Origin of the sequence: Mycobacterium sp. 050272 (genome assembly GCF_039023525.1) — a bacterium.
Classification (GTDB): domain Bacteria; phylum Actinomycetota; class Actinomycetes; order Mycobacteriales; family Mycobacteriaceae; genus Mycobacterium.
This window is the reverse complement of the sequence record NZ_JBCHKV010000009.1, coordinates 145,133-167,578: the sequence shown is the minus strand read 5'-3', so window position 1 is coordinate 167,578 and position 22,446 is coordinate 145,133. Positions and strand designations below refer to the sequence as shown.

The following is a 22,446-nucleotide window of genomic DNA, read 5'->3' as shown; positions in this document are numbered from 1 at the left end:
TTAAGCTTTCCGGCTGCGCCGACAACGGGTTTCCCGCAACGCTGGCCACCCGCGCGCCCGCGCCCATCGGCTCAGGAATCGGGCCTGATCAAAGCACTATCGGCACATGCTTTTCCGCGCACGCGTCCTTCACCGCCGCAACGACGTCCTGGGTACGGAGCGTTTGCAGATCCTCTACCGTCACCGACCCTTTGTCGACTCGGTGCTGCGCGGCCACCCGCGAGTCGCGCAATCGTTCCGCGCGCTCAACGACATTGCGCGCGAACCGGCCGTTGTGCATGACGTCGATCCCGTGCTGGCCATCAGGGGCACGGTAGGCGCGCAATGTCGCGCAGGCGGCGGTCAGCGCCTCGGCGGTGGCGGGGTCGAGAACCGTGGCGCGGGGCCTGCCGTAGCGAACCGCGATTTCCACCAGCTCGTCGGGTGTGTAGGACTCGAACCGCAGTTTGCGGTTGAACCGGCCCGCCAGACCCGGGTTCACGGTGAGGAATTCGTCGACTTCCTTTTCGTATCCGGCGCCGATGAAGCAGAAGTCGAACCGGTGCACCTCAAGTGCCACCAGCAGCTGGTTGACCGCCTCCATGCCGATCATGTCCGGCCGACCGTCCTGGTGGCGTTCCACCAGCGAATAGAACTCGTCCATGAACAGGATGCGGCCCAGCGACCGGTTGATCAGCTCGTTGGTCTTCGGCCCGGATGCACCGATGTGCTCCCCGCAGAAATCTGCCCGCTTGACTTCGACGATCTCCGGATGGCGCACGATGCCCAGGCCGGCGTAGATCTTGCCGAGCGCCTCGGCGGTGGTGGTCTTACCGGTGCCGGGCGGTCCGACCAGCAGCATGTGGTTGGTCTGATTGGCCACCGGCAGGCCCGCCGCCAGACGCAGCGCACGCACCTCGATCTGGTCTTCCAGTTCGGCGACCGCACGTTTGACGTCGGCCAATCCCACTTGGTTGTCGAGCAGCGCGCGACCCTCCTGCAGCAGTTCGGTGCGCCGCTCCTGATGCTCCTCTTCCTGTCGCTGCTGCTCCGACAGCTCGGTGGTCACGTCCCATTTGTTGGTGCGAGAACTGATCGCGTCCTCGTCGGTGACGACCAGCTGCAGCGCGGGGTCGGCCAGCGCTTGCTTGGCCGGCTCGATCAATGCGCCGTTGATCGTCGCCTTGGACAGCCAGATCTGCGCTTTGGGCTCCTCGCCGAGCTGGCGATGCGCCATGCCACGCACATAGGCGAGGTCGGCGGCGATCAACGGGAAGTCGGTGGGATCGACTGCGGTGACAGCGGTTTCGAGGTGCTGACGACGCGTCTCGGTCGGGCCGCCGAATCCGGCGCGCAGCTCGACCCGGTCGGTCCATTCCAACGCGACGCGCGCCTGGCCGAGATGGGCCGCGGCGTGTGCCGCCAGCGTGCAGGTGGCCGCGGTGACCGCCGACATGATGATGGCCTGCGGTGGCAGGATGGCCGCGGCCACCGAGATGACGTCCGGCCACCGTTGGGTGGCGAACATCAGATAGGACTCGATGTATTGCTTCCACTGGTGGTTCTCCCAGGTGTCCAGCAGCGTCGAATCCCCCAGCAGCGCTTCGGCTTTCTCGTATTGACGATCGTCGATGAGCGCGCTTGCCAGGGCCAGGCCGGCATGCGAGGCCTCGGTCACCGAAATCGACAGATAGGGCCCGGCTTTGATCGGCGCCGACAGACGCGCCCCGATCCGGTTGGTCTCCCGGTGCAGCCGGCCGCCGTAGTTGTAGAGCTGTTCGACGGTCGACAACGCCTCGTCACCCGCGGCGATCCGGCCCAGCCACGCGTCGGCCATCGACGGGTCGACTTCGGTTGCCTCCCGAAATCGGGCAGCTGCCGCGGCGGGATCGCTGTCGAGCAACGCCATTGCCGCGTCGAAGTACTTTCGCGCGGCGGCCGGCGTCGTGCTGCTGGTCATGGGGTGTCCACCGCTTCGAGATCAGGGGTTCGCAATGCCATTGGTTCCGACGATACGTATCTATTCTCGGCGCGGAACAGCTCCACTTCCACCGCATGCAGGCGACCATCGGCCGCGACCACATCGACCGTCGCCGGACCCGTCTGGGTGATCAACACGTTGGCGGTGCCCCGGTACGGCTCACCCGGGCCGCCGATCGAGATGAGGGTGTTCGGCCGCGGCGCCGGCGACATGCTGCCGTCGACGACGCTGACCGTGGTGCCCGATACCGGTTTGGGCTGATCGGTCACGGCAACGTCCGGCATCCGAACACTGGCCCACCGCTGCATGTTTCGAGTGTGCACGGTGATCCGCTCGCCGGCACCGGCCAGGCGAATGATGAACCGCTTGGCCAGCGCGTCCTCTGCGGCGATGTGCACCCGGCTGAACTCACCGGCGTCGTCGAGCGGCAGCAGCATCCGATTCCCGCCGGCGACCTTGCCGAGCAGCACACCCGACGGTCCGATCGGGACGATGAGCGGACCGTGCAGCACACCACGACGGATGCCACGCAACGGCGGCAGCGGACCGCACAGACTGGCGGCGACGGCTTGGGCCTGCTCCCCCCGCAAGGTCTTCAGCCGCATGCTCAACGACGCCGACGGTGGCTGGGCGCTGCGTACGGTGACGGTCGCCGTCGCGGTGCCGTCGCTGAAAAGCGTGACGTTCTGCACGATCCCGTCGACGCGTGCCGACCACGCTTCGGCCAGCGCTTCGGAAGTGATGTCGCCGGGGCGGTACCAATAGGTGGTCAACCACCCGCTGTCGCCACGCACCGATCGCCACCGCCGATTCGAGACGTCCAGCGCGGAGCGGCCCAACCGCCGCTCCATCTCGACGATGTCGGTGGCGGTGGCGACCTTGGCGCGGATGCCATGCTGGCGCAGCGCCGCGCTGATCCGCTGGGCGGCCGCGAGGGTGGCGGTACCCACCGAAGTGCGACCACGTAACGCCTCGACATTGTCCAGCGCCGCGATGCGCACGATGAGCCAGGTCTCGCGCTGGCCGGCGTAGGGCGGCGTGCCGATCAACGTGTCGTACACCCGCGGATAGTCGCCCGTGCTGCGGCGGCGGGCGCCCGCCGTGACCACGCTCAACGAATCCAGAGTGAGCCCCAAGCTCTGGTGTAGCAGCGGCATCAGCTCGGTGATGTCGAAGGAGTTGTCGGTGTAGGTCGCGGTCGAACCGGTGAACAGCGTTGGCGCGTGCGCCTTTCCGAGCAGCTGGACCGCGGCCACCGCGACGCCGTCCTGGTAGCGGATACCGCCGCCGGCACGGTCGTTGGCCACCGTGAGCGGCTCGGTCCACGCGATCGGGCGCCGGCGCCGCAGCCACAGGATCAGCCAGGACCACATCGGCTGGCCACGCCACCGGATCACGCCGACCGCGATTCCGATCACCAAACCCGCTGCCGCACCGGGGTACCCGCCGCCCGCCCAGCCGATCGTGGCGGCGATGAAGATAGCGACGATGATCGTCAGCTTCGTGGCGGCGGTCATCGCTCACGCCTTGCCCGAACGATCAGCGCGACGACGGCGATCGTCGCCGCCACGATACCGGCGAAGATCATCGCGACATTGCGGGCGCGGTGATCCGGCAGCGGTGGCGGCGGTGCCGGGTGCAGAACCCGACTGGCGGCGGCGGGTGAAAGTCGTTCCCCGGCAGGCACATCGAAGGTCAACGCGGCCACCGGGTCCACCACGCCGTAGCCGACCTGGTTGTCTACCCCGCGGGGTGGATTGTGCGCGGTCTGCAGAATACGGTTGATGATCTGGTGCGCGGAGAGGCCCGGATATTTCGCCCGCACCAACGCGGCCACCCCGCTGACATACGCCGCGGAAAAGCTGGTGCCCCAGAACGGCATGTTCTTCTCACCGGGCCGGATCGGCGGATAGGCATTGACCGGTCCCCCGGTTTCCGGTGACAGACCCATGATCCCGACGCCGGGTGCCGCCGCGGCCACCCAGGGCCCGGCCAGACTCTTGTTGATCGGCGCGCCGGTGTTGTCGACCGCCCCCACCGACAACACATAGTCGGAAAACCAGGACGGCGACGACACGGTCTTGACTTGGTGCCAGTCGCGCGGGTCGGAGGCATTGAGTGGGTCGAAGGTCGGATTCTGGGCGCAGCCTTCTTCGTTGTCATTGCCGGCCGCGGCGACGATGACCGCGTCCTTGACGGTGGCCGCATACCAGACGGCGGCGCCGATGGCGGTCTGATCCAGCGGGTCGGCGGCCGAAACACAGGCTGTGACACTGATATTGATCACCTTGGCGCCCATGTTCGCCGCGTGCACGATGGCGCTGGCCAGCGTCGCGATGGTGCCGGCCTTCTTGCGCCCCTCAAAGTCGCCGCCGCCGCCGGGGTTCACCGGCTCGAAGGCACGCGAGGACTGGCGGATGGAGATGACGGTCGCGTGCGGCGCGACGCCCGCGACGCCATCGGGCGCGCCTGGGGGCGGTGGTGGCACCTCGGGATCGTCGGGCTGTCCGGGCGCGGGGTCCCCCGGTCCGTTCGATGGCGCGTCGGGTGGGGGTGGCGGCGGGGGTGGTGGTGCCACCGTTTGGGTGATCGTCACCGGCGAGGGCGGTGGCGGAGGTGCCGGCGGGGGCGGTGGTCCGCCGGGTGGCGGCGCTCCCGCATCGGTGGGCGGTGGGCCCGCCGGTGGCGGGAAGGCGGGGGCGCTGGGCATCGGGGCCGGCATCGGAGTGCCTTGCGGCGCAGCGCCGATCACCGACGCCACGACGGTGCCGTGCGCGTCGCAGTCGCTCAGACCGTCGCCGCCCATGATGTAATCGCCACCCGCCACCACCGGCAGCCGGCGACTCGGGTTGATGCCGGTGTCGATGACCGCGACGGGCACCCCGTTGCCGGTCGAGTACTGCCAGGCCTTGCTGACGTTGAGCATCGTGAAACCGGGCGCGGGCAGGGCCACATTCGGGTCGGCGACGGTCATCGTCCGTGCACAGGTGAACGCCTGCCGCATCGGCTGATCGGACGCGGGCTTACCGTCGGCCGGTACCCGGCCGGGATCAACAACCGGCGGTGGAATCGCCTGGGCCGCAGGCAGTCCCGCTATCAGGGTGACCAGCAGGCTCGTCAGCGCCGTGGCGGCGACCCGCTGGGTCATTGCGCGAGCGGTGAGCGCCATCGGGGTCATCGCATGCGCACCCAGGTGAACAATCCGCCGATCCATGCGGCCAGCGGCAGGGCCGCAATGATCGCCGCTATCTCCACCCATTCGGCGGTCATCCGCACCAGCGGCGTGAACCGGGTGATCGGCACGAGCAGAGCGGCGAGCAGCCCGGCACCACCGAAGACGGCCAGTACCAGCGTGCCCCACAACAGCCCGTAGCCCGATGAAGCAGGTTCGTGCAGAACGTATTTCGCTACGCCCACGCACAATGCCGCGGCCGCGCCGCAGACCAGCGCGATCGCCTGCCGTTTGTCGGCGAAAGCCCGCCCCCGGCTGATGAAGATCACCACGAACAGCCCGGCCAGCACGGCGGCCGGCAGGCTGCGGTCGTGCCCCGGCATCAGGGTGGCCCACACCGCGACGGGAAGGGTCAGCCCCGCGCCCACGCAGATTCCGGTCAGCACGTTGTTCGCGTGGACCGCCGCGAGCGCGATCTGGGCACCGCGCGGCGTGGTGTCGGAGTTCGCTTCGTCGTCGGCGCCTTCCTCCACGGGCGACACCGCGTCAGCGGGCAGGCCCGCGCTGCGCCGGAACAGATCGCGCCCGGTGATCGAGCCGAAATAGGGCGGCCGGATCCGCGCGACCCACAGCGCGATCGTGGGGGCCATGGTCAGCAGCAGCAGCAGCATGACAAGCGCGCACATGCCCAGCCATTGGGCCGGCACGGGCCACCACATCCGGGCCGCGGCGGCCGCGCCGCCGAGCCCCAGTACGGTCACCACGGTCGCCGCCACATTCGCGTGACGCCCCGTCGCCGATGTGATTCCACACGTCAGCACCGCGCCCGCCAGCGCCGCGATGAAGGCGTGCGCGGCCCCGACAGGGCCCGGCGCCCCGGACGCGAGGCCGGCCGTGAGCAGTGGCAACGCGGTCCAGCCGAGCCCGTCGACCATGTCGGTGCGTCCCGGCCACCACCGCCACACCGTGGTCGCACCACCAGCGATCAGCAGACCGGCCGTCCCGGTCACGATGGTGGGCATTAGCGAGTCGGTTGAGAAGCGTTGGCGCACAGCCAGTCCCAATAGGGTCAGGGAGACCATTGCCAAGATCACCAACGCGGTGTGCGCGGCGGTCTTGAGCGTGACCGGCTCGAACAGGGCCTTGCCGACCCGGGCCAACCCGGTCGACAGCGACTCGTACTGCGGCTCAAACGATTCGCCCGCAACCGCGGGGACCAGCGTGAGTGTGGCACCGTCTTCGACGCCGAGTTCGTCGAGCGTCTTCGTGACGTCCAGCCGTACGCCGTTGGCCTTATGGAGTTCGTATCCGATGCCGGATTCGAGTCCGATGAAACCCCGGCGTTTGAGTTCCTCGTTGAGTAGCTCGACGACGTTGTCGATGAAGGCCTCGATCGGGACCGAGGCCGGATAAACCTGCGAAACGAGATGTTCTCCACATACGACAGCAACCGCACAGCGGGCTGGAAACGAGACCTTACCCACGTATGGGGTCATTAACGCGGCCTGTCGGCATCTGGAATGTATTTGTCGGCCAATGCCGCAGTGATTTCGAATATGCGCAGGCGGGTTTTCTTCTTCAGCTCATGCCGGGTGTCAATTATCCCGCCTTTTGCCAGGAACGGATCGTACGGCATGAATTCGACCGTTGCGCCTGATTGAGCGAAACGCTCGGTGAGATAGGTGCGCGCCTCCGCGTCGTATTTGTCGCGGCTGTCGTTCAGGATGACCATGCTGCGCGACACCAGCTCGTGATAACCCATCGAGCGCAGCAGGTCGATCGCACGGGTCACCGGCAACGAGGTGTCGGCGGTGAGACCGGACACGAAAACCAGGGTGTCGCACGCGTCGAGCACAGCCTTCATCACGGGGTGCTCGAGGTCGTCGGAGGTGTCCACCACGATCACGGTGTGGGTGCGACGCAGCCGCGACAGCACACCGGAGAACATCGAGGCGACCAATGGCCGCGGCTGGTCGGACGCGCGGTTACCGGCCAGCACGTCAAGTCCAAGACTGTTCTGCCCCAAGTGTTCTCGGATATCAGCGTAGCCCTGCACGTCCGTGTCGTTGAGGACCGCCGCGTAGTCGCCCGGCGGAGATTCGTCGATTCGCCCGGCCAGCGTGCCAAAGCCGGGGGCCGCGTCGATCGCGACGACGTTTTCGGGCCGGCATTCCCGGAACACCGCGCCGATGCAAGCGGTCATCGTGGTCTTGCCGACGCCGCCCTTTCCCGAGACGACCCCGACCACGTACTGCTTGCGGATGTGGCGACGGATGCGCTCTTGCAGCTCGCGATAGTGTCTTTCGGACGGCGATTCGCCGAAGTTGATGACATGGCCCGATATCTGGTACAGGAATTTACGCCAGCCTCCACCGGGCGGAATTTTGCGCGGCGCGACCATATCGGAAATGCGTAATGTTCCGGATACCGAATCTTGATTTTGGTACTGCGCGGCTGGCGCTTCTCGCCGAGTCGGTCCGCCCTGTTCCGGAGAATTGGATGAGCCCGTCCACGGATTCGTCACGGTGCCGATGCTATCATTTTCGGACTGCCTTTCGACTACACGACTTTTCGGTACGAATGCCATTCCTCGCTGGCCGGTAGCCGCCGCACCATATGGTTGATCGCGGTACCGATGTTGTTCTTGGTCCCCGGCGCGATGATCATCCAGTTCTTGCCACCGGACGAAACCTGTTCGGCGACAACACGTCCCTCCGTCGTATCGATGATCGTCACCGCGCCTGGTTCGAAGTGGGTCCGGGTCGGCAGGCCGGTTTCCACCCCGGACTGCAGGGCGACGAACGACGCCTGGGCCGAGCGGCTGGGATCGGTAGCCAGTTTCAGCATGTGCACCTGATCGGCATCCAGCCCTTGATTGCCCAGGAACTCGTGCAGCGATCGCTCGTCGGTGGCGGTGGCGCGCATCGCATCCGCATCCAGGGTGACCGGACGCAGCGGCGCGGGATCGTTTGCACCGCATAGTCTTTCGATCTGTGCATTGAGCGCCGCACTAGCCGTACCCTCGCTGTTCGCGATGCCCGCCCCGCTGATCCGGACCAGGTCACCCGATCGTTCGATGGCGACCCACCACTGTGCGAACCTGGCGAGCAGCGCACGCGTCGGCTCGCCGTCGTCGGCCAGGCGGAAGTGCACCAGCAACCCGATGTCGCGGCGCGACAGCACGGTCAGCCACTCGACGATCACGCCGTCGACCGAGTCGGTTTCGTCGATCGCTCCGGCGGCGCGCAGCTCCGCGGTCACCGGGTGGGCCAGCGCCTGGTGCTTGGGCTCGACGCGGGGCAGATGCGGTCGCAGCCCCATCTCGGGAGCCAGGACCTCGATGCCGGTGAGTACCTGCAGCACCCAGAGGCCGTCTAGAGAGGTGGTCAGCACGGTCTTCCCTTGAAGCCAAGTGCGGGGCGCACGCTAGGTGCGCCCCGCCAATCCCGGACTACGCCTGGTTGAAGAAACCTGCCGTCAAACTGTCGGCATTTATAGCGGCTTCGTGCACATTGCCCACGGTGTGCCCGTGCAGGGTGACGGTCTGGATCATATCCTGCAGTCCGTGCAGCATCTGCTGTTGCGCGTCGAAGAATGACGTGGCCCCCTGGCCCTGGAAGAACTCGGCCAGCGACTGGGTGATGTGTAGAACGTCGTCGTGAATTTCCATCAGCTGCGCGGCTTGGGTCGCGATGTCTCCGGTGAGGCCGCTGACGACGGCGTGGTTGTACGTAATTTGGTCTGACATTTTTGTATTCCTTACGCTAAATAAGCTTTTGGGGATTGCGGCTTAGGTGGACTGGACTCCGCCGAACACACCGTTGAGATTGTGCGCGGAATCGGCTTCGTGGTGTTCCATCAGCGTGGCCGTCTTGCCCAGCCCGTGGGCCAACCGGTTACCGCCGGTCATGATCTGCTGCAGGTCGTGCTGGATTTGGCCCGCGGTATTCAGCGACGTAGTCCCGGCCTGGCCGGTCCACCCGGCGGCGCTGACGACGTTCTCGTGTCCGCTCAGGTACTGGTTGGCGATGGCCGCCGCCTCTTGCAGCCGCGATTCGATCTTTTGCTGTGAAGCGCGCAGCAGTTCGGGTGTAACAACGGTTGAACTTGGCATGTTTTTCTCCCTCGATTCCTAGGCCTCCCCGACCGGATATGGATAAGAGTGTAGACAGGGATCGGGGTCTGTCACTTCAGTTGTTTTGCCTGCTGCACAGGCGTTGATTTACCCATTCGCGAAAGCGGCAAAACACCATGTCAAAGGTGGGTCGCGCCATCTGCCGACCCGTCACCGTCGGTATCGGATAACCGGACGTCCCACCGGCCGTCGCCGTCGGTGTCCACATAACCGGTCACGCCGGTCTCGTCGGTGCACAGCACTCGGTCGGCCACCCCATTGCCGTCGACGTCCACCAGCCGATCGTCCGGATGCCCGTGACCGTCGAAGTCCACCAGGGGGCCACCGGTGTGCTCGATCCCGTCGAGCCCATACCAGCGCAATCCCCCGGCCCGGTCCGCCGCTACCGCCCAGGTACCCGACCCGTCGTCGGTGACGTACGCCTCGGGCGTGCCGTCATTGTCGAGGTCGAGCACCGCGTGATCGACCAAACCGTCGCCGTCCAGGTCCGCCAGCGCGTCGTCGCGCATGCCGTCGTGGTCGAAGTCCAGCCCGATCGATTCGAGACGGCCGTCGTGGTCGAGATCGAGGTCGGGTTGGCCGTGCCACATCGCCGCGCCGCTATCACCTGCCAGGCAGTAATCCATAACCGTTCCGACGCGTCGGTGCCACGCGTGGTTCCGAGGCTGGCGGTCAGCTCCCCGGTTTGCGAAACCAGACCGGTGGGTCTTTGGTCAGGTCGACGTGGCTGTCCTGCACCGTGACGGCGTCCCGGAAGATCGCCGGTTTGGCATACTGAATCACCTGCGCCCGGTAGTTGAAGACACCCGAGACATGAACCGTCATCGTGTTCGGGTCCAGGTCGTAGGTCATGCCCTGAGTGTTCTCGAGCTCCTGGAGTGTCTCGCTGTCCGGCGCGACTCCAAGAGGCGGGGCAGGCTGCGGCTTGCAGCCGTCTTTGGGACAGCACTCCGGCGGCTTGGGACCGCTTTTGAAACAAATGCGGAGCTGGGCATCCACAGCCGCCAGGGCCGCCTGGCGACCTGCATCGTTGAGTGCGACGGTCGGGTGAATGACCGGTCGGTTGGCCGCCGGTGTGGTGAGCGCCTCGAGCATTACTCGTTCCGGCGGCGCGGTGACATCGATGAAGCGATTGGTCGATCCCATCTGAACGATGCCGGGGAAAACCGAGATGGGATTGGAGCCGTTCGTCCCCACGCCATAGATCGCAACGGTTTTCATTGCTTCGACCGCGTCAGGCGGATTGTCCACCGCTAGCGCGGCGGTGGTGGTGTCGAGCTTCCACTGACCGTCTTTCTTGTGCGCCCAGATCACGACCTGGGTGGGCGTGACGCCGAATTTCGCGGCCAAGACCAGCCGCTGGGCGTCGGATGGGGTGCCCGGGTCCGGGGCCGGGTCGGTGCTGACCTTGATGTCGGTGATTGGCGTGGTAGCCAATTGTGCGCGCAGCACCTTGTCGGTGAGCAGCTGCGGCGTGACCGGTTGGTCTGCCGACACCGACAGCGCGGTGTGGGCGTCGCCGACTGCCAGCGCCTCCAGGTAGTGCTGCCCGGCCAACCGGGCGGCTTCGCGGTCCTGCTCGGCACGTTTCGTGTCGTCGCCGGCGATGATCTTGCTTGCCGCGAAGATCCCCACTCCTGCCACCACGGCAAGCACGGCCAGCAGCGAAAGGGCCAGCGTCGCAGTGCGTTTCCGGCGGCGCGGCGGCGCGGGAAACGCATTGAACGGCGGGCCCCACGCGGGCGGCGGTGGCACGGGTGCAGCAGGATGGCCGGCCGGGGCCGGCGGCGGGTACTGCGGGCGCGGTGGCGAGATCGGACGGGTCGCGTCGGTCGCTACCGCGGCGACGGGCACCGTCTTTTCCGATATCGGCCTCGGCGGGGTGGGCGCCGCGGTGTGGCCGTGCGCCAGGCGTGCGGCCAGGGCGGCGGCGAAATCGCCACAACGCTCAAACCGTTCGGCGGGGTTCTTCGCCAAGGCGCGTGCGAAAACCCCGTTGGCGCTGGCTAAATCGGGACGCAACCCACCGAGCAGCGGTGCGGGCAATGTCAGGTGCGCATTGATTACCGCCACTGGGTTGACGTGAGGAAACAATTTGGCACCGGTGAGCAGGTAGTAAGCCGTCGCGGCGAGCGCATACTGGTCGGCGCGACCGTCCAAGGGCTGACCCGACAGCTGCTCGGGAGCGCAGTACGGAACCGTGCCGACCGTCATATTGGTCACCGTCAGACCGGTGGTGTCATCGACGGGACGCGCGATACCGAAGTCACACAACAGGATTCGCGGAGGACTGCCGTCGTCGGACCGGCTGATCATGATGTTGCCCGGCTTGATGTCGCGGTGGAGCAACCCGCGGTGATGCGCATGGTCCAACGCCGCGCCGACTGCGGTCACGATCGCAAGCACTTCCCCGGCCGGCATCCCACCGGGGTACTGCTCGTCCATCAGCGCGTCGAGGTCGGTCCCGTCGACGTAATCCATGGCGATCCACAGCCGGCCCTCGAACTCGCCACGGTCCTGCACACCCACGATATGGGGGTGCCACAGCCCGGCGGCGAGTTCGGCCTCGCGGTTAAACCGTTGCTGGTAGCCAGGATCCGCCGATACCTGGGTGCCCAACACCTTCAAAGCTTCGAAACGCGGCAGTCGCGGGTGGCGCACCAAATACACCTCACCCATACCGCCGGCCCCCAGCAGCCGCATCACGGTATAGCCCGCGAACTGTGCCCCCTCACTTAACGGCATGCGCGCATCTTAGGCTCGCCGAGCGACGGGCGACTGGTGTTTATCCATGCTTTTCCGTGCGCATATATATCGGGGGTTCCTTAGTCAGGTCGACGACGCCGATGGGTTTCTCCGTCACGGTGTAGTCGGGAATGCCCGCAGCGTGTCCCTGGTAAACGATGGTGCCGCCGATCGCGACCACCATCGTGCCGGCGTCGAAGTTGAAGGTCGCCTTGCTGAAATCGCCGGGGCCATCGATAGCGATCGTAGGGTTGTCGGGGCTCAGGCGCGCGCAGTCGTCGGTCGGTTCCACGCCGTGATAGCAGTTGTGGCTCCACGTGTCGAACGCCGCCTTGGCGGCCTGGTTCCCCGCATCGTTGAGCGTGGCTACCGGCCTGATGGTCGGCCGGTCGGTGGCACCGCCGAGTGCGTCGAGTAGCACCGGCAGGGTCTGCGCCGCGATGTCGACGTAGCGGTTGCTGGACGAAACCGACAGTGCACCGGGAAACACTGCGACCGGCGATGTGCCGTCGGTCGGAACACCCCACAGCGCAACCGCTTTCAGCGATGCATCCTTGCTGCCGGATGGTCCGATATCGACGGCGACGGTGGCGGTGTCGAGTTTCCATTCGTCGCCCTTGCGGTGCACGGCAATGCGGGCCTGCGACAAAGTCGGGCCGAATCTGGCGGACAGCATCAGGTACTGCACCTGCTGCGGGTCGTCGCCGGCGGGCACCGGTGCCGCCGTGGCGGTGATGTCGGTGATGGGCGCGGCCGCGAGCTGGGCCCGCAATACATCGCTGGTCGCGAATTGTGGTGTCGCCGACGGGTTTACGCTCAACGCAAGTGCGGCCGGCGCATCGCCGCGGGCAAGTGCCTCCAGGTAATGCTGTCCGGCCAGCCGGGCGGCTTCCTGCAGCTGCGGTTCCGATTGCGCGGGGTGCCCGTGATCGATCAGTCGTGGAATCGCAATGGCGGCAACGATGCCGACGGCGGCGAGCCCGGCCGTGACCAACGCGGCGGCGCGCCATCGACGCCGTCGCGGACGCTGTGGCGCACCGGGCGGTGCTGACGGGCCGGGCCACGCGGGCGGCGCGAATGGCATCGGGGCGTGCGTCGGCGGGGCGACGGGGGCCGGTCGAGGGGGCCCGGCGGGTGGGGCGTGATGCAGCTGACGAGCCAGCGCCGTGGCGAAATCACCGCAACGAGCGAACCGCTCGGCGGGGTTTTTCGCCAACGCCCGCGCGAAAACCGAATCGGCACTGCCCAATTCGGGGCGGCGCGTACCCAGCATCGGCGGCGGCGCGGTCAGGTGCGCGCTGATCACCGCGACCGGGCTGGCACCGGTAAACAGCTTGGCGCCGGTCAGCAGGTAATAAGCAGTCGCGGCCAGCGCGTACTGGTCGGCACGGCCGTCGATCGGATGACCCAGCAACTGCTCGGGCGCGCTGTAGTCGACGGTGCCCACCGTCGCGTTGGTCACCGTCAGTCCTGTGGTGTCCTCGACGGGTCGGGCAATACCGAAGTCGCTCAACATGATTCGCGGGGGGCTGCCGTCATCGGGCCGGCTGATCATGATGTTGCCCGGTTTGACGTCGCGGTGCAGCAGCCCCCGGTGATGGGCATGGTCCAGCGCCGCGGCGACCGCGGTCGCCACCGCCACGACCTCGCCTGCCGGCATACCGCCTGGGTGCTGGTCCATCAGCGCGCGGATATCAGGCCCGTTGACATAATCCATCGCGATCCACAACTGGCCGTCGAATTCACCGCGGTCGTGCACGCCGACGATGTGGGGATGCCACAGGCCGCCCGCCAATTCGGCCTCACGGTTGAACCGCTGCTGAAAGTCGGGATCCGCCGACACGTCGGCCCGCAAAATCTTCAAAGCTTCGAAACGCGGCAACCGCGGATGGCGCACCAGATACACCTCGCCCATACCGCCCACGCCCAACGGCCGCACCACGGTATAACCAGCGAATTGCGCCCCCTCAGCCAATGGCATGGGCAAATCCTAGAACTCCTCGGCGGGCGCCCACGGCCAAAGTCAAGCGTTGCCGCGCGTCTTCCACCAGGCGAGCAGCTCCGCGGTGGCTTCCTCGTCGGTCAACGGCCCGCGATCTAGGCGCAGCTCTTTCAAGAACCGCCATGCCTCGCCGACCTGCGGGCCGGCCGGGATGTCCAGCAGCTCCATGATCCGGTTGCCGTCCAGATCGGGACGCACCCGCGCCAGATCCTCCTGGGCTGCCAGCTCGGCGATGCGCGCCTCGAGCCGGTCGTAGTTGGCCTGCAGTCGCGCGGCCCGGCGTTTGTTGCGGGTGGTGCAGTCGGCGCGGACCAGCTTGTGCAGCCGCGGCAGCAGCGGTCCGGCGTCGGTGACGTAGCGGCGTACTGCGGAGTCGGTCCACTTCCCGTCGCCATAGCCGTGGAACCGCAGATGCAGATACACCAACTGGGAGACGTCGTCGACCATTTGCTTGGAGTATTTGAGCGCCCGCATCCGCTTGCGGGTCATCTTCGCGCCGACGACCTCATGGTGATGAAAGCTCACGCCGCCGTTTTCCTCGTGGCGTCTGGTGGCGGGCTTGCCGATGTCATGCAGCAACGCTGCCCAGCGCAGCACCAAATCGGGGCCGGCATCTTCGAGCTCGACGGCTTGGCGCAGCACGGTCAGCGAGTGCTGGTAGACGTCCTTGTGCTGGTGGTGTTCGTCGATGGCCATCTGCATGGCGCCGACTTCGGGCAGCACAACTTCGCCCATCCCGGTCTGAACCAGCAAGTCGACGCCGGCCACCGGGTCGGCGCCGAGCAGCAGCTTGTCCAATTCGGCGGCCACCCGTTCGGCGCTGATCCGGGCCAGCTGCGGGGCCATCTCTTCGATCGCCGCCCGCACCCGAGGGGCGACGGTGAACCCGAGCTGCGATACGAACCGCGCCGCGCGCAGCATCCGCAGCGGATCGTCGCCGAACGACACCGACGGCGCCGCCGGGGTGTCCAGTACGCGGGCCTTGAGCGCCGCCAAACCGCCGAGCGGATCGAGGAATTCGCCCGGGCCTTGCGATGTGATGCGCACGGCCATCGCGTTCACGGTGAAATCGCGGCGCACCAGGTCATCTTCGAGGCGGTCACCGAACTTCACCTCGGGACTGCGTGACACCTGGTCGTAGCTGTCCGCGCGGAACGTGGTGATCTCCAGGCGGTGCTCGTCCTTGCCGACGCCCACGGTGCCGAATTGAATGCCGGTATCCCAGACCGCGTCGGCCCAGCCCCGCACCATCTGCTGCACCTGCTCGGGGCGCGCGTCGGTGGTGAAGTCCAGATCGGGGCTCAACCGGCCCAGCAGCGCGTCGCGCACCGATCCGCCGACCAGATACAAGTCGTGCCCCGCGGCCTCGAACAAGGCGCCCAGTCCACCCAGCACGGCGGCATGCTGATTGAGGGCAATCCACGCCGACGTCAGCAGCTCTACATCGTTGGCGGCGTCGGACACGTTCGGTCAGCCTAGTCGTGTGACGATGCGGGCAGGTACGGCCCGCGGAGGAGCGCGACAATTCAGCCTAGTCGTCCACGGGCCGTCGTCGCGCCCGCACCAGCGGCGAGTGTGTCCGGAAGAACAGCTCGTGCCAGCTACTATCGCTTGGGTGTCGGATGGCGAACAAGCCAAACCACGCCGGCGGCGGGGGCGCCGTCGCGGTCGTGGCGGTGTGGGCGCGTCCGAAAACGACGCCGACGCCAAAGTGACCGCCGACTCGGCGGCAACCAGCACGCGTCGACCTCGCCCCTCCCGCCGGGTGCCGGAGCGGCTGCGGACCGTGCATGAAACGTCCGCGGGTGGCCTGGTCATCGACGGCATCGACGGCCCGATGGACGCGCAGGTCGCGGCCCTGATCGGACGCATCGACCGGCGGGGACGGATGCTGTGGTCGCTGCCCAAGGGGCACATCGAACTCGGCGAGACCGCCGAGCAGACCGCCATTCGAGAGGTCGCCGAGGAGACCGGGATCCGCGGCAGCGTGCTGGCCGCACTCGGCCGCATCGACTACTGGTTCGTCACCGACGGTCGCCGGGTGCACAAAACCGTGCACCACTATTTGATGCGCTTCTCCGGCGGCGAGCTGTCCGATGAGGACCTTGAAGTCGCCGAGGTGGCGTGGGTGCCGATCCAGGAGCTGCCGTCGCGGTTGGCCTACGCCGACGAACGTCGACTCGCCGAGGTCGCCAACGAGCTGATCGGAAAGCTGCAGACCGACGGTCCCGCCGCGCTGCCGCCGCTGCCGCCCAGCACGCCCCGGCGCAATCCACAGACCCATTCCCGAACCCGGCATTCCGACAAGCCCCGCGGTCGTAAGAACGGTCACGGGCCGGGGCCGTGACCGCGCCACGCCTCTGCTGCGCAGCCGTGTTGCGCCTTGCCGTCGTGATCGGCATTGTGGCCGGTTTTGCGGTGGTGCTCACCGGCCCGATCGGCATGCCCCGCGCCGCGGCCAACGAACCCGGTTCGACGCCGTTCGTCCGCGTCCGCATCGACCAGGTGACCCCGGACGTCGGCACCACGACCAGCCCGCCGGTCGTCACGGTCAGCGGGATGGTGACCAACATCGGCGACCGCCCGGTGCGTGACGTGATGGTCCGGCTCGAACATGCCGCCGCGGTCACCGCATCGGCGAGCCTGCGGACCTCGCTGGACGGCAGCACCGATCAATACCAGCCGGCCGCCGACTTTCTCACCGTCGCTCCCGAACTCCAGCGCGGCCAAGAGGTCGGCTTCACTTTGTCCGCACCGCTGCGCTCGCTGGCCAAGCCGTCGCTGGGCATCAACCAGCCGGGTATCTATCCCCTGCTGGTCAACGCCAACGGCACACCCGACTACGGCGCCCCAGCCCGGCTGGACAACGCGCGGTTCCTGCTGCCGGTGATCGGGGTGCCACCCGACCACGCCGACGCTTTGGAGTCCGCGGTCGCGCCGGACACCTCGAAACCCGTGTGGGTCACCATGCTGTGGCCGCTCGCCGATCGCCCCCGATTGTCCCCGGGCCAGCCGGGCGGCACCATCGGAGTCCGGCTGGTCGACGACGACCTGGCCTCCTCGCTGGCCACCGGCGGCCGGCTGGACATCCTGCTGTCCGCGGCCGAGGTCGCGACCAGCCACGACGTCGACCCCGATGGTGCCGTCGGCCGCGCGCTATGCCTGGCCATCGACCCGGACCTGCTGGTGACCGTCAACGCGATGACGGCCGGCTATGTCGTGTCCAACTCCCCCGACGGGCCGGCGCAGCAGCCGGGCACCCCGACACACCCCGGCACCGGGCAGACCGCCGCGACCGGGTGGCTCAACCGGTTGCGCGCGCTGGCCCGCCGCACCTGCGTCGCACCACTGCCCTACGCGCAGGCCGATCTCGACGCGTTGCAGCGCGTCAATGATCCGGGCCTCAGCGCAATCGCCACCACCAGCGTCGGCGACATCGTCGACCACATCCTGGACATCTCCTCGACCCGCGGTGCCACGCTGCTGCCCGACGGCCCGCTGACCGATGGCACGGTCAACCTGCTCAGCGCCAACAACAGCACGGTCGCGGTGGCCGCCGGCGAGCTGGTCGCCCCGGATCCGCAGGCGTCGCCCGGGCCCGACAACGTCGACACCGCACCGCGGCGGCTGTCCCCGCAGGTAGTGGTTGCGCCGTTCGACCCCGCGGTCGGCGCGGCACTGGCCGGGGCGGGCAACAGCCCCAGCGCGCCGACCTATCTGGACCCGTCGCTGACGGTTCGGCTCGCGCACGACTCCAATACCGCACGCCGCCAAGACGCCCTGGGCTCGATGTTCTGGCATGCGCTGGACCGCGACGCCCCGCCGCGCACCCAGCTCCTGGTTCCGCCGGCGACATGGAACCTGGGCGCGGACGACGCGCAGGTGATCCTGACGGCGCTGGCAACGACGATCCGTTCCGGCCTGGGGGTGCCGCGGCCGCTGCCGGCGGTCATCGGCGAAGCCCAGGCCGTTGACGCGGCCCGCACCCAGCCGGCGCAGCAGTTGGACGTCGCCGACCCCGAGCGCGGCCGGTTCGGGGAGAACGTCATCGCCGACGTCAACGGCCAGACCGCCCGGCTGTGGAAACTGACCGCCGCGCTGAGCACCGACGAGCGCACCGGCCTGACCGGCGTCCAGTACACCGCTCCGCTGCGCGAAGACATGCTGCGCGCGCTGAGCCAGTCCGATCCTCCCGATAGCCGCAACGGGCTGGCCCAGCAGCGGCTGGCGGTCGTCGGTAACACGATCAACGACCTATTCGGTGCGGTGACGATCGTCAACCCCGGCGGTTCCTACACCCTGGCCACCGAGCACAGTCCCCTGCCGTTGGCGCTGCACAACGGTCTCGCCGTGCCGATCAAGGTCCGCCTGCAGGTCGACGCCCCACCCGGGATGACCGTGACCGACGTCGGACAGATCGAATTGCCGCCCGGCTACCTGCCCCTGCGGGTGCCGATCGAAGTGAACTTCACCCAGCGCGTCGCGATCGACGTCACGCTGCGGACCCCGGACGGCACCCGGCTGGGCGACCCGGTGCGCCTGTCGGTGCACTCCAACGCCTACGGCAAGGTGCTGTTCGCGATCACCCTGACCGCGGCGGCGGTGCTGGTGCTGCTCGCCGGCCGCCGTTTGTGGCACCGATTCCGCGGCCAGCCCGACCGCGCCGACCTGGACCGCCCCGACCCGCCCCACCACCATCCGGCCGGCGCCCGGCGTGAGGTCGGCGGACGCGTCGACGAAGAGCACCGCGTATGAAACCCGCCTACCGGCGGTCCCATCCTCAGCAACCGCCGCGGCGCCAGCAGCCGCCACCGCGACCGTCCGGCCCGCCGGGCCGGATTCCAGCGCCGACGGGGCCACTGCCACCGGTGACCGACCTGCCAACGCGGCGGGTGGAACTGTCCGATTCCGCCTTGGTATCGCGGTCGTGGGCGATGGCGCTCGCGACGCTGGTCAGCCGGATCACCGGGTTCGGCCGGATCGTGCTGCTGGCCGCGATCCTGGGTGCGGCGCTGTCCAGCGCCTTCTCGGTGGCCAATCAGCTGCCGAACCTGGTCGCCGCGCTCGTGCTGGAAGCGACGTTCACCGCGATCTTCGTGCCGGTGCTGGCCCGGGCCGAGCAGAGCGACGCCGATGGCGGTGCCGCCTTCGTCCGGCGGCTGGTCACGGTGACCACCGCGCTGCTGCTATTCGCCACGCTGGTGTCGGTGGCGGCCGCGCCACTGCTGGTCCGGCTGATGTTGGGCCGCACCCCGCAGGTCAACGAGCCGCTGACCACCGCGTTCGCCTACCTGCTGCTGCCGCAGGTGCTCGCCTACGGCCTGACGTCGGTGTTCATGGCAATCCTGAACACCCGCAACGTTTTCGGGCCGACGGCGTGGGCGCCGGTCGTCAACAATGTCGTCGCGCTGGTGACCTTGGCGGTGTATCTGGTCGTCCCCGGTGAGCTGTCGGTCGATCCCGTCCGGATGGGCAACACCAAGCTGCTGGTGCTCGCCATCGGCACCACGCTGGGCGTCTATGCGCAGACCGCGGTATTGCTGGTCGCGCTGCGCCGCGAGCGCGTCAGCCTGCGCCCGCTGTGGGGGATCGACGAGCGGCTCAAGCGGTTCGGCGCGATGGCCGCCGCGATGGTGCTCTATGTGCTGATCAGCCAGCTCGGCCTGGTGGTGGGAAACCAAATCGCCAGCACCGCGGCGGCGTCCGGCCCGGCGATCTACAACTACACCTGGCTGGTGCTGATGCTGCCGTTCGGCATGATCGGTGTCACGGTGCTGACCGTCGTGATGCCGCGCCTGAGCCGCAACGCGGCCGCCGACGACACCAAAGCCGTGCTCGCCGACCTGTCGCTGGCCACCCGGCTGACGCTGATCACATTGATTCCGATCGTGGCGTTCATGACGGTCGGCGGACCCGCGATCGGTAGCGCGCTGTTTGCCTATGGCCACTTCGGTGGGGTCGACGCCGGATATCTGGGCGCCGCGATCGCCTTGTCGGCATTCACGCTGATCCCGTACGGCCTGGTGCTACTGCAGCTACGGGTGTTCTACGCGCGCGAGCAGCCCTGGACGCCGATCGTGATCATCCTCGTCATCACGGCCGTCAAGATCGCCGGTTCGGTGCTCGCGCCGCACCTGACCAGCGATCCCCAACTGGTGGCCGGCTACCTCGGGCTGGCCAACGGACTCGGGTTCTTCGCCGGGGCGCTGGTCGGCTACTACCTGTTGCGGCGCACGCTGCTGCCGGCCGGCGGTCAGCTGATCGGGTCTGCGGAGGTACGGACGATCCTGGTGACGATCGTCGCGTCGATGCTGGCCGGCCTGATCGCCCACATCGCCGACCGGCTGTTGGGGCTGGCCGCCTTGACCGCGCATGGCGGTGCTGCCGGTTCGCTGCTGCGGCTGTTGGTGCTGGGCTGCATCATGGCGCCGATCCTGGTGACGGTCATGGTTCGCGCGCAGGTCCCGGAGGCGGTGGCGACGATCGCGGCCGTCCGTCGCCGGGTTGGCGGTCGCGGCGCCAAGCCAGCCACAGCCCTGGAATCCCGGCCACCCGCCGCCCCACGGGGATCGTCTCAGCCGGGCCCGGTCACGTACCCTGAGCAGAGGAATTCGTCCCCGCCGGGGGTTGATGCGGTCCAGGAGCCGATCCGGCGCCGGCCTCCGGATCGAGCAGGCGACGCCCGGCTAGCGAAAGGACCGGAGGTGACCGACCGCCCCTTGGAGAGCGCTGCCGCGGGACCTGGGTCCGGTTTGGGTTCGGGCGGCGACCGACCCTCCCCAATACCAAGGCCGGCTGCCGACGACTTTCAGCCCGACATTCCGGCCGGGCGCAAGCCCGAACCATCGCCGCCGGCGCGCAACGGAGATCTCGCGCGCGAACGGGCGGCGGAATCGTCGGGCGAGGACGTCCACCTGGTTCCCGGTGCCCGGATCGCCGGGGGCCGGTATCGGCTGCTGGTCTTCCACGGCGGTGCGCCGCCGCTGCAGTTCTGGCAGGCACTCGACACCGCGCTGGACCGGCAGGTGGCGCTGACGTTCGTCGATCCGGAGGGTGCCCTACCCGAAGAGGTCCTGCAGGAGATCCTGTCCCGTACGCTGCGGCTGAGCCGGATCGACAAGCCCGGCATCGCCCGCGTGCTCGACGTCGTCCGGTCCAGTCATGGTGGCCTGGTGGTCGCGGAGTGGATCCGTGGCGGCTCGCTGCAGGAGGTGGCGGACACCGCGCCCTCGGCGGTCGGCGCCATTCGGGCGATGCAGTCGCTGGCCGTTGCCGCAGACGCCGCCCACCGCAATGGGGTCGCCCTGTCGATCGACCATCCCAGCCGGGTTCGGGTCAGCATCGACGGCGACGTGGTGCTGGCCTACCCGGCGACCATGCCCGACGCCAACCCCGAGGACGACATCCGCGGCATCGGCGCCTCGCTGTACGCGCTGCTGGTCAACCGGTGGCCGCTGCCGGAGTTCGGGGTGCGCAGCGGGCTCGCGCCGGCCGAGCGGGACGCAACGGGCCTACCCGTCGAACCCAACTCCATCGATCGCGATATTCCCTTCCAGATCTCGGCGGTCGCTGTCCGCTCCGTCCAGGAAGATGGTGGAATTCGCAGTGCGTCAACGCTTTTGAACCTTTTGCAGCAGGCCACCGCGGTGGCCGACCGCACCGAGGTGCTGGGCCCCATCGACGACTCCCCGCCACCTGAAGCCCCGCGGCCGACCGGCCGGGAGTACGCGGCGATGGTGCGTCGGCGCCGCAACCTGGCGATCGGTGGCGCGGCGGCGCTCGCGATCATCGTGGTCGCGTTGTTGGTGCTGGCGTCGATCGTGAGCAAGATCTTCGGCAATGTCGGCGGCGGCCTCAACAAGGACGAGCTCGGGCTCAACGGGCCGAGCTCGTCGAGCGCCTCGTCGTCGCCGAACCCCGCCCCTGCGGGCAGCATCGTCAAACCCACTCGGGCCACGGTCTTTTCGCCCGACGGCGATCCCGACAATCCGGGTACGGCCGGGCAGGCGATCGACGGCGACCCCACCACCGCCTGGGCGACCGAGGTCTATACCGATGCCGTGCCGTTTCCCAGCTTCAAGCAGGGCGAGGGGCTGATCCTGCAGCTGCCGAAGCCCACGGTGATAGGCCAGGTCAGCATCGACACGCCGAGCAGCGGCACCAAGGTCGAGATTCGCGCGGCGTCCACGGCGTCGCCCTCGAAGCTGGACGACACCACCGTGCTGGCCCCGGCGTTCACCCTGAAGCCCGGTCATAACGTCATCCCGGTCAAGGCCGGCGCCCCCACGTCTAACCTGCTGGTGTGGATCTCCACCCTGGGAACCACCAGCGGCAAGAGCCAGGCCGGCTTCTCGGAGATCACCGTTCAAGCCGCGTCCTGACACTCACAACCACCCCCTGGGGTGAAGTGCCGCGCGGTAACCGATTGGATA

The 22,446-nt window shown here is 68.0% G+C and carries 14 protein-coding genes and 1 pseudogene; 3 read left to right on the top strand and 12 right to left on the bottom strand.

Annotation, left to right across the window (positions count from 1 at the left end):
* Positions 1-88: 88 nt before the first annotated feature.
* The 12 genes and pseudogenes from eccA to AAHS21_RS18800 all read right to left on the bottom strand — a co-directional run bounded on the left by eccA (position 89) and on the right by AAHS21_RS18800 (position 15,478).
* The gene (eccA, locus tag AAHS21_RS18855; RefSeq protein WP_342929097.1) at positions 89-1,939 is read right to left on the bottom strand and encodes a type VII secretion AAA-ATPase EccA; all 1,851 of its coding nucleotides are present in this window, start codon (positions 1,937-1,939) and stop codon (positions 89-91) included.
* Positions 1,936-3,477, bottom strand: coding sequence for a type VII secretion protein EccE (gene eccE / locus AAHS21_RS18850; protein WP_342929096.1), 1,542 nt, complete (start codon positions 3,475-3,477; stop codon positions 1,936-1,938). The genes eccA and eccE overlap by 4 nt, the downstream gene beginning before the upstream one ends.
* A complete protein-coding gene (gene mycP / locus AAHS21_RS18845; protein ID WP_342929095.1) occupies positions 3,474-5,129 on the bottom strand; it encodes a type VII secretion-associated serine protease mycosin in 1,656 nt (551 codons plus the stop codon). Before mycP ends, eccE begins: the two co-directional genes overlap by 4 nt.
* A gap of 5 nt (positions 5,130-5,134) precedes the next feature.
* Positions 5,135-6,628 (bottom strand): type VII secretion integral membrane protein EccD, encoded by a 1,494-nt coding sequence (eccD, locus tag AAHS21_RS18840; RefSeq protein WP_342929094.1) that lies wholly within the window; start codon positions 6,626-6,628, stop codon positions 5,135-5,137.
* Positions 6,628-7,656, bottom strand: a complete 1,029-nt coding sequence (locus tag AAHS21_RS18835; RefSeq protein WP_342929093.1) for a MinD/ParA family protein — start codon at positions 7,654-7,656, stop codon at positions 6,628-6,630. Before AAHS21_RS18835 ends, eccD begins: the two co-directional genes overlap by 1 nt.
* 35 nt (positions 7,657-7,691) lie before the next feature.
* Entirely contained in the window at positions 7,692-8,525 is an 834-nt protein-coding gene (locus AAHS21_RS18830) for an ESX secretion-associated protein EspG (protein ID WP_342929092.1), read from the bottom strand.
* 58 nt (positions 8,526-8,583) lie between these two features.
* Positions 8,584-8,880 (bottom strand): WXG100 family type VII secretion target, encoded by a 297-nt coding sequence (locus AAHS21_RS18825; protein WP_096290682.1) that lies wholly within the window; start codon positions 8,878-8,880, stop codon positions 8,584-8,586.
* A 42-nt stretch (positions 8,881-8,922) separates the two neighbouring features.
* Positions 8,923-9,246 (bottom strand): WXG100 family type VII secretion target, encoded by a 324-nt coding sequence (locus tag AAHS21_RS18820; protein ID WP_330977086.1) that lies wholly within the window; start codon positions 9,244-9,246, stop codon positions 8,923-8,925.
* 140 nt (positions 9,247-9,386) lie between these two features.
* Positions 9,387-9,893 carry a pullulanase gene (locus AAHS21_RS18815; RefSeq protein WP_342929091.1) on the bottom strand — a complete coding sequence of 169 codons (507 nt, stop codon included), beginning with the start codon at positions 9,891-9,893 and terminating at the stop codon, positions 9,387-9,389.
* A 46-nt stretch (positions 9,894-9,939) separates the two neighbouring features.
* Positions 9,940-12,012, bottom strand: a complete 2,073-nt coding sequence (locus AAHS21_RS18810; protein WP_342929090.1) for a serine/threonine-protein kinase — start codon at positions 12,010-12,012, stop codon at positions 9,940-9,942.
* A gap of 1,159 nt (positions 12,013-13,171) precedes the next feature.
* A pseudogene (locus AAHS21_RS18805) lies at positions 13,172-13,993 on the bottom strand (serine/threonine-protein kinase); the annotation flags it as partial.
* 42 nt (positions 13,994-14,035) lie between these two features.
* Positions 14,036-15,478, bottom strand: coding sequence for a CCA tRNA nucleotidyltransferase (locus AAHS21_RS18800; protein ID WP_342929089.1), 1,443 nt, complete (start codon positions 15,476-15,478; stop codon positions 14,036-14,038).
* Between the two features lie 151 nt (positions 15,479-15,629).
* Here AAHS21_RS18800 and AAHS21_RS18795 point away from each other — a divergent pair, with 151 nt between their 5' ends.
* The 3 genes from AAHS21_RS18795 to AAHS21_RS18785 all read left to right on the top strand — a co-directional run bounded on the left by AAHS21_RS18795 (position 15,630) and on the right by AAHS21_RS18785 (position 22,395).
* Positions 15,630-16,361 carry an NUDIX hydrolase gene (locus AAHS21_RS18795; RefSeq protein WP_342929088.1) on the top strand — a complete coding sequence of 244 codons (732 nt, stop codon included), beginning with the start codon at positions 15,630-15,632 and terminating at the stop codon, positions 16,359-16,361.
* On the top strand, positions 16,358-18,769 hold the full coding sequence (locus tag AAHS21_RS18790) for a DUF6049 family protein (RefSeq protein ID WP_342929087.1): 2,412 nt from the start codon (positions 16,358-16,360) through the stop codon (positions 18,767-18,769). Before AAHS21_RS18795 ends, AAHS21_RS18790 begins: the two co-directional genes overlap by 4 nt.
* A 179-nt stretch (positions 18,770-18,948) precedes the next feature.
* Positions 18,949-22,395, top strand: coding sequence for a lipid II flippase MurJ (locus AAHS21_RS18785; protein ID WP_342929148.1), 3,447 nt, complete (start codon positions 18,949-18,951; stop codon positions 22,393-22,395).
* Positions 22,396-22,446: the final 51 nt, after the last annotated feature.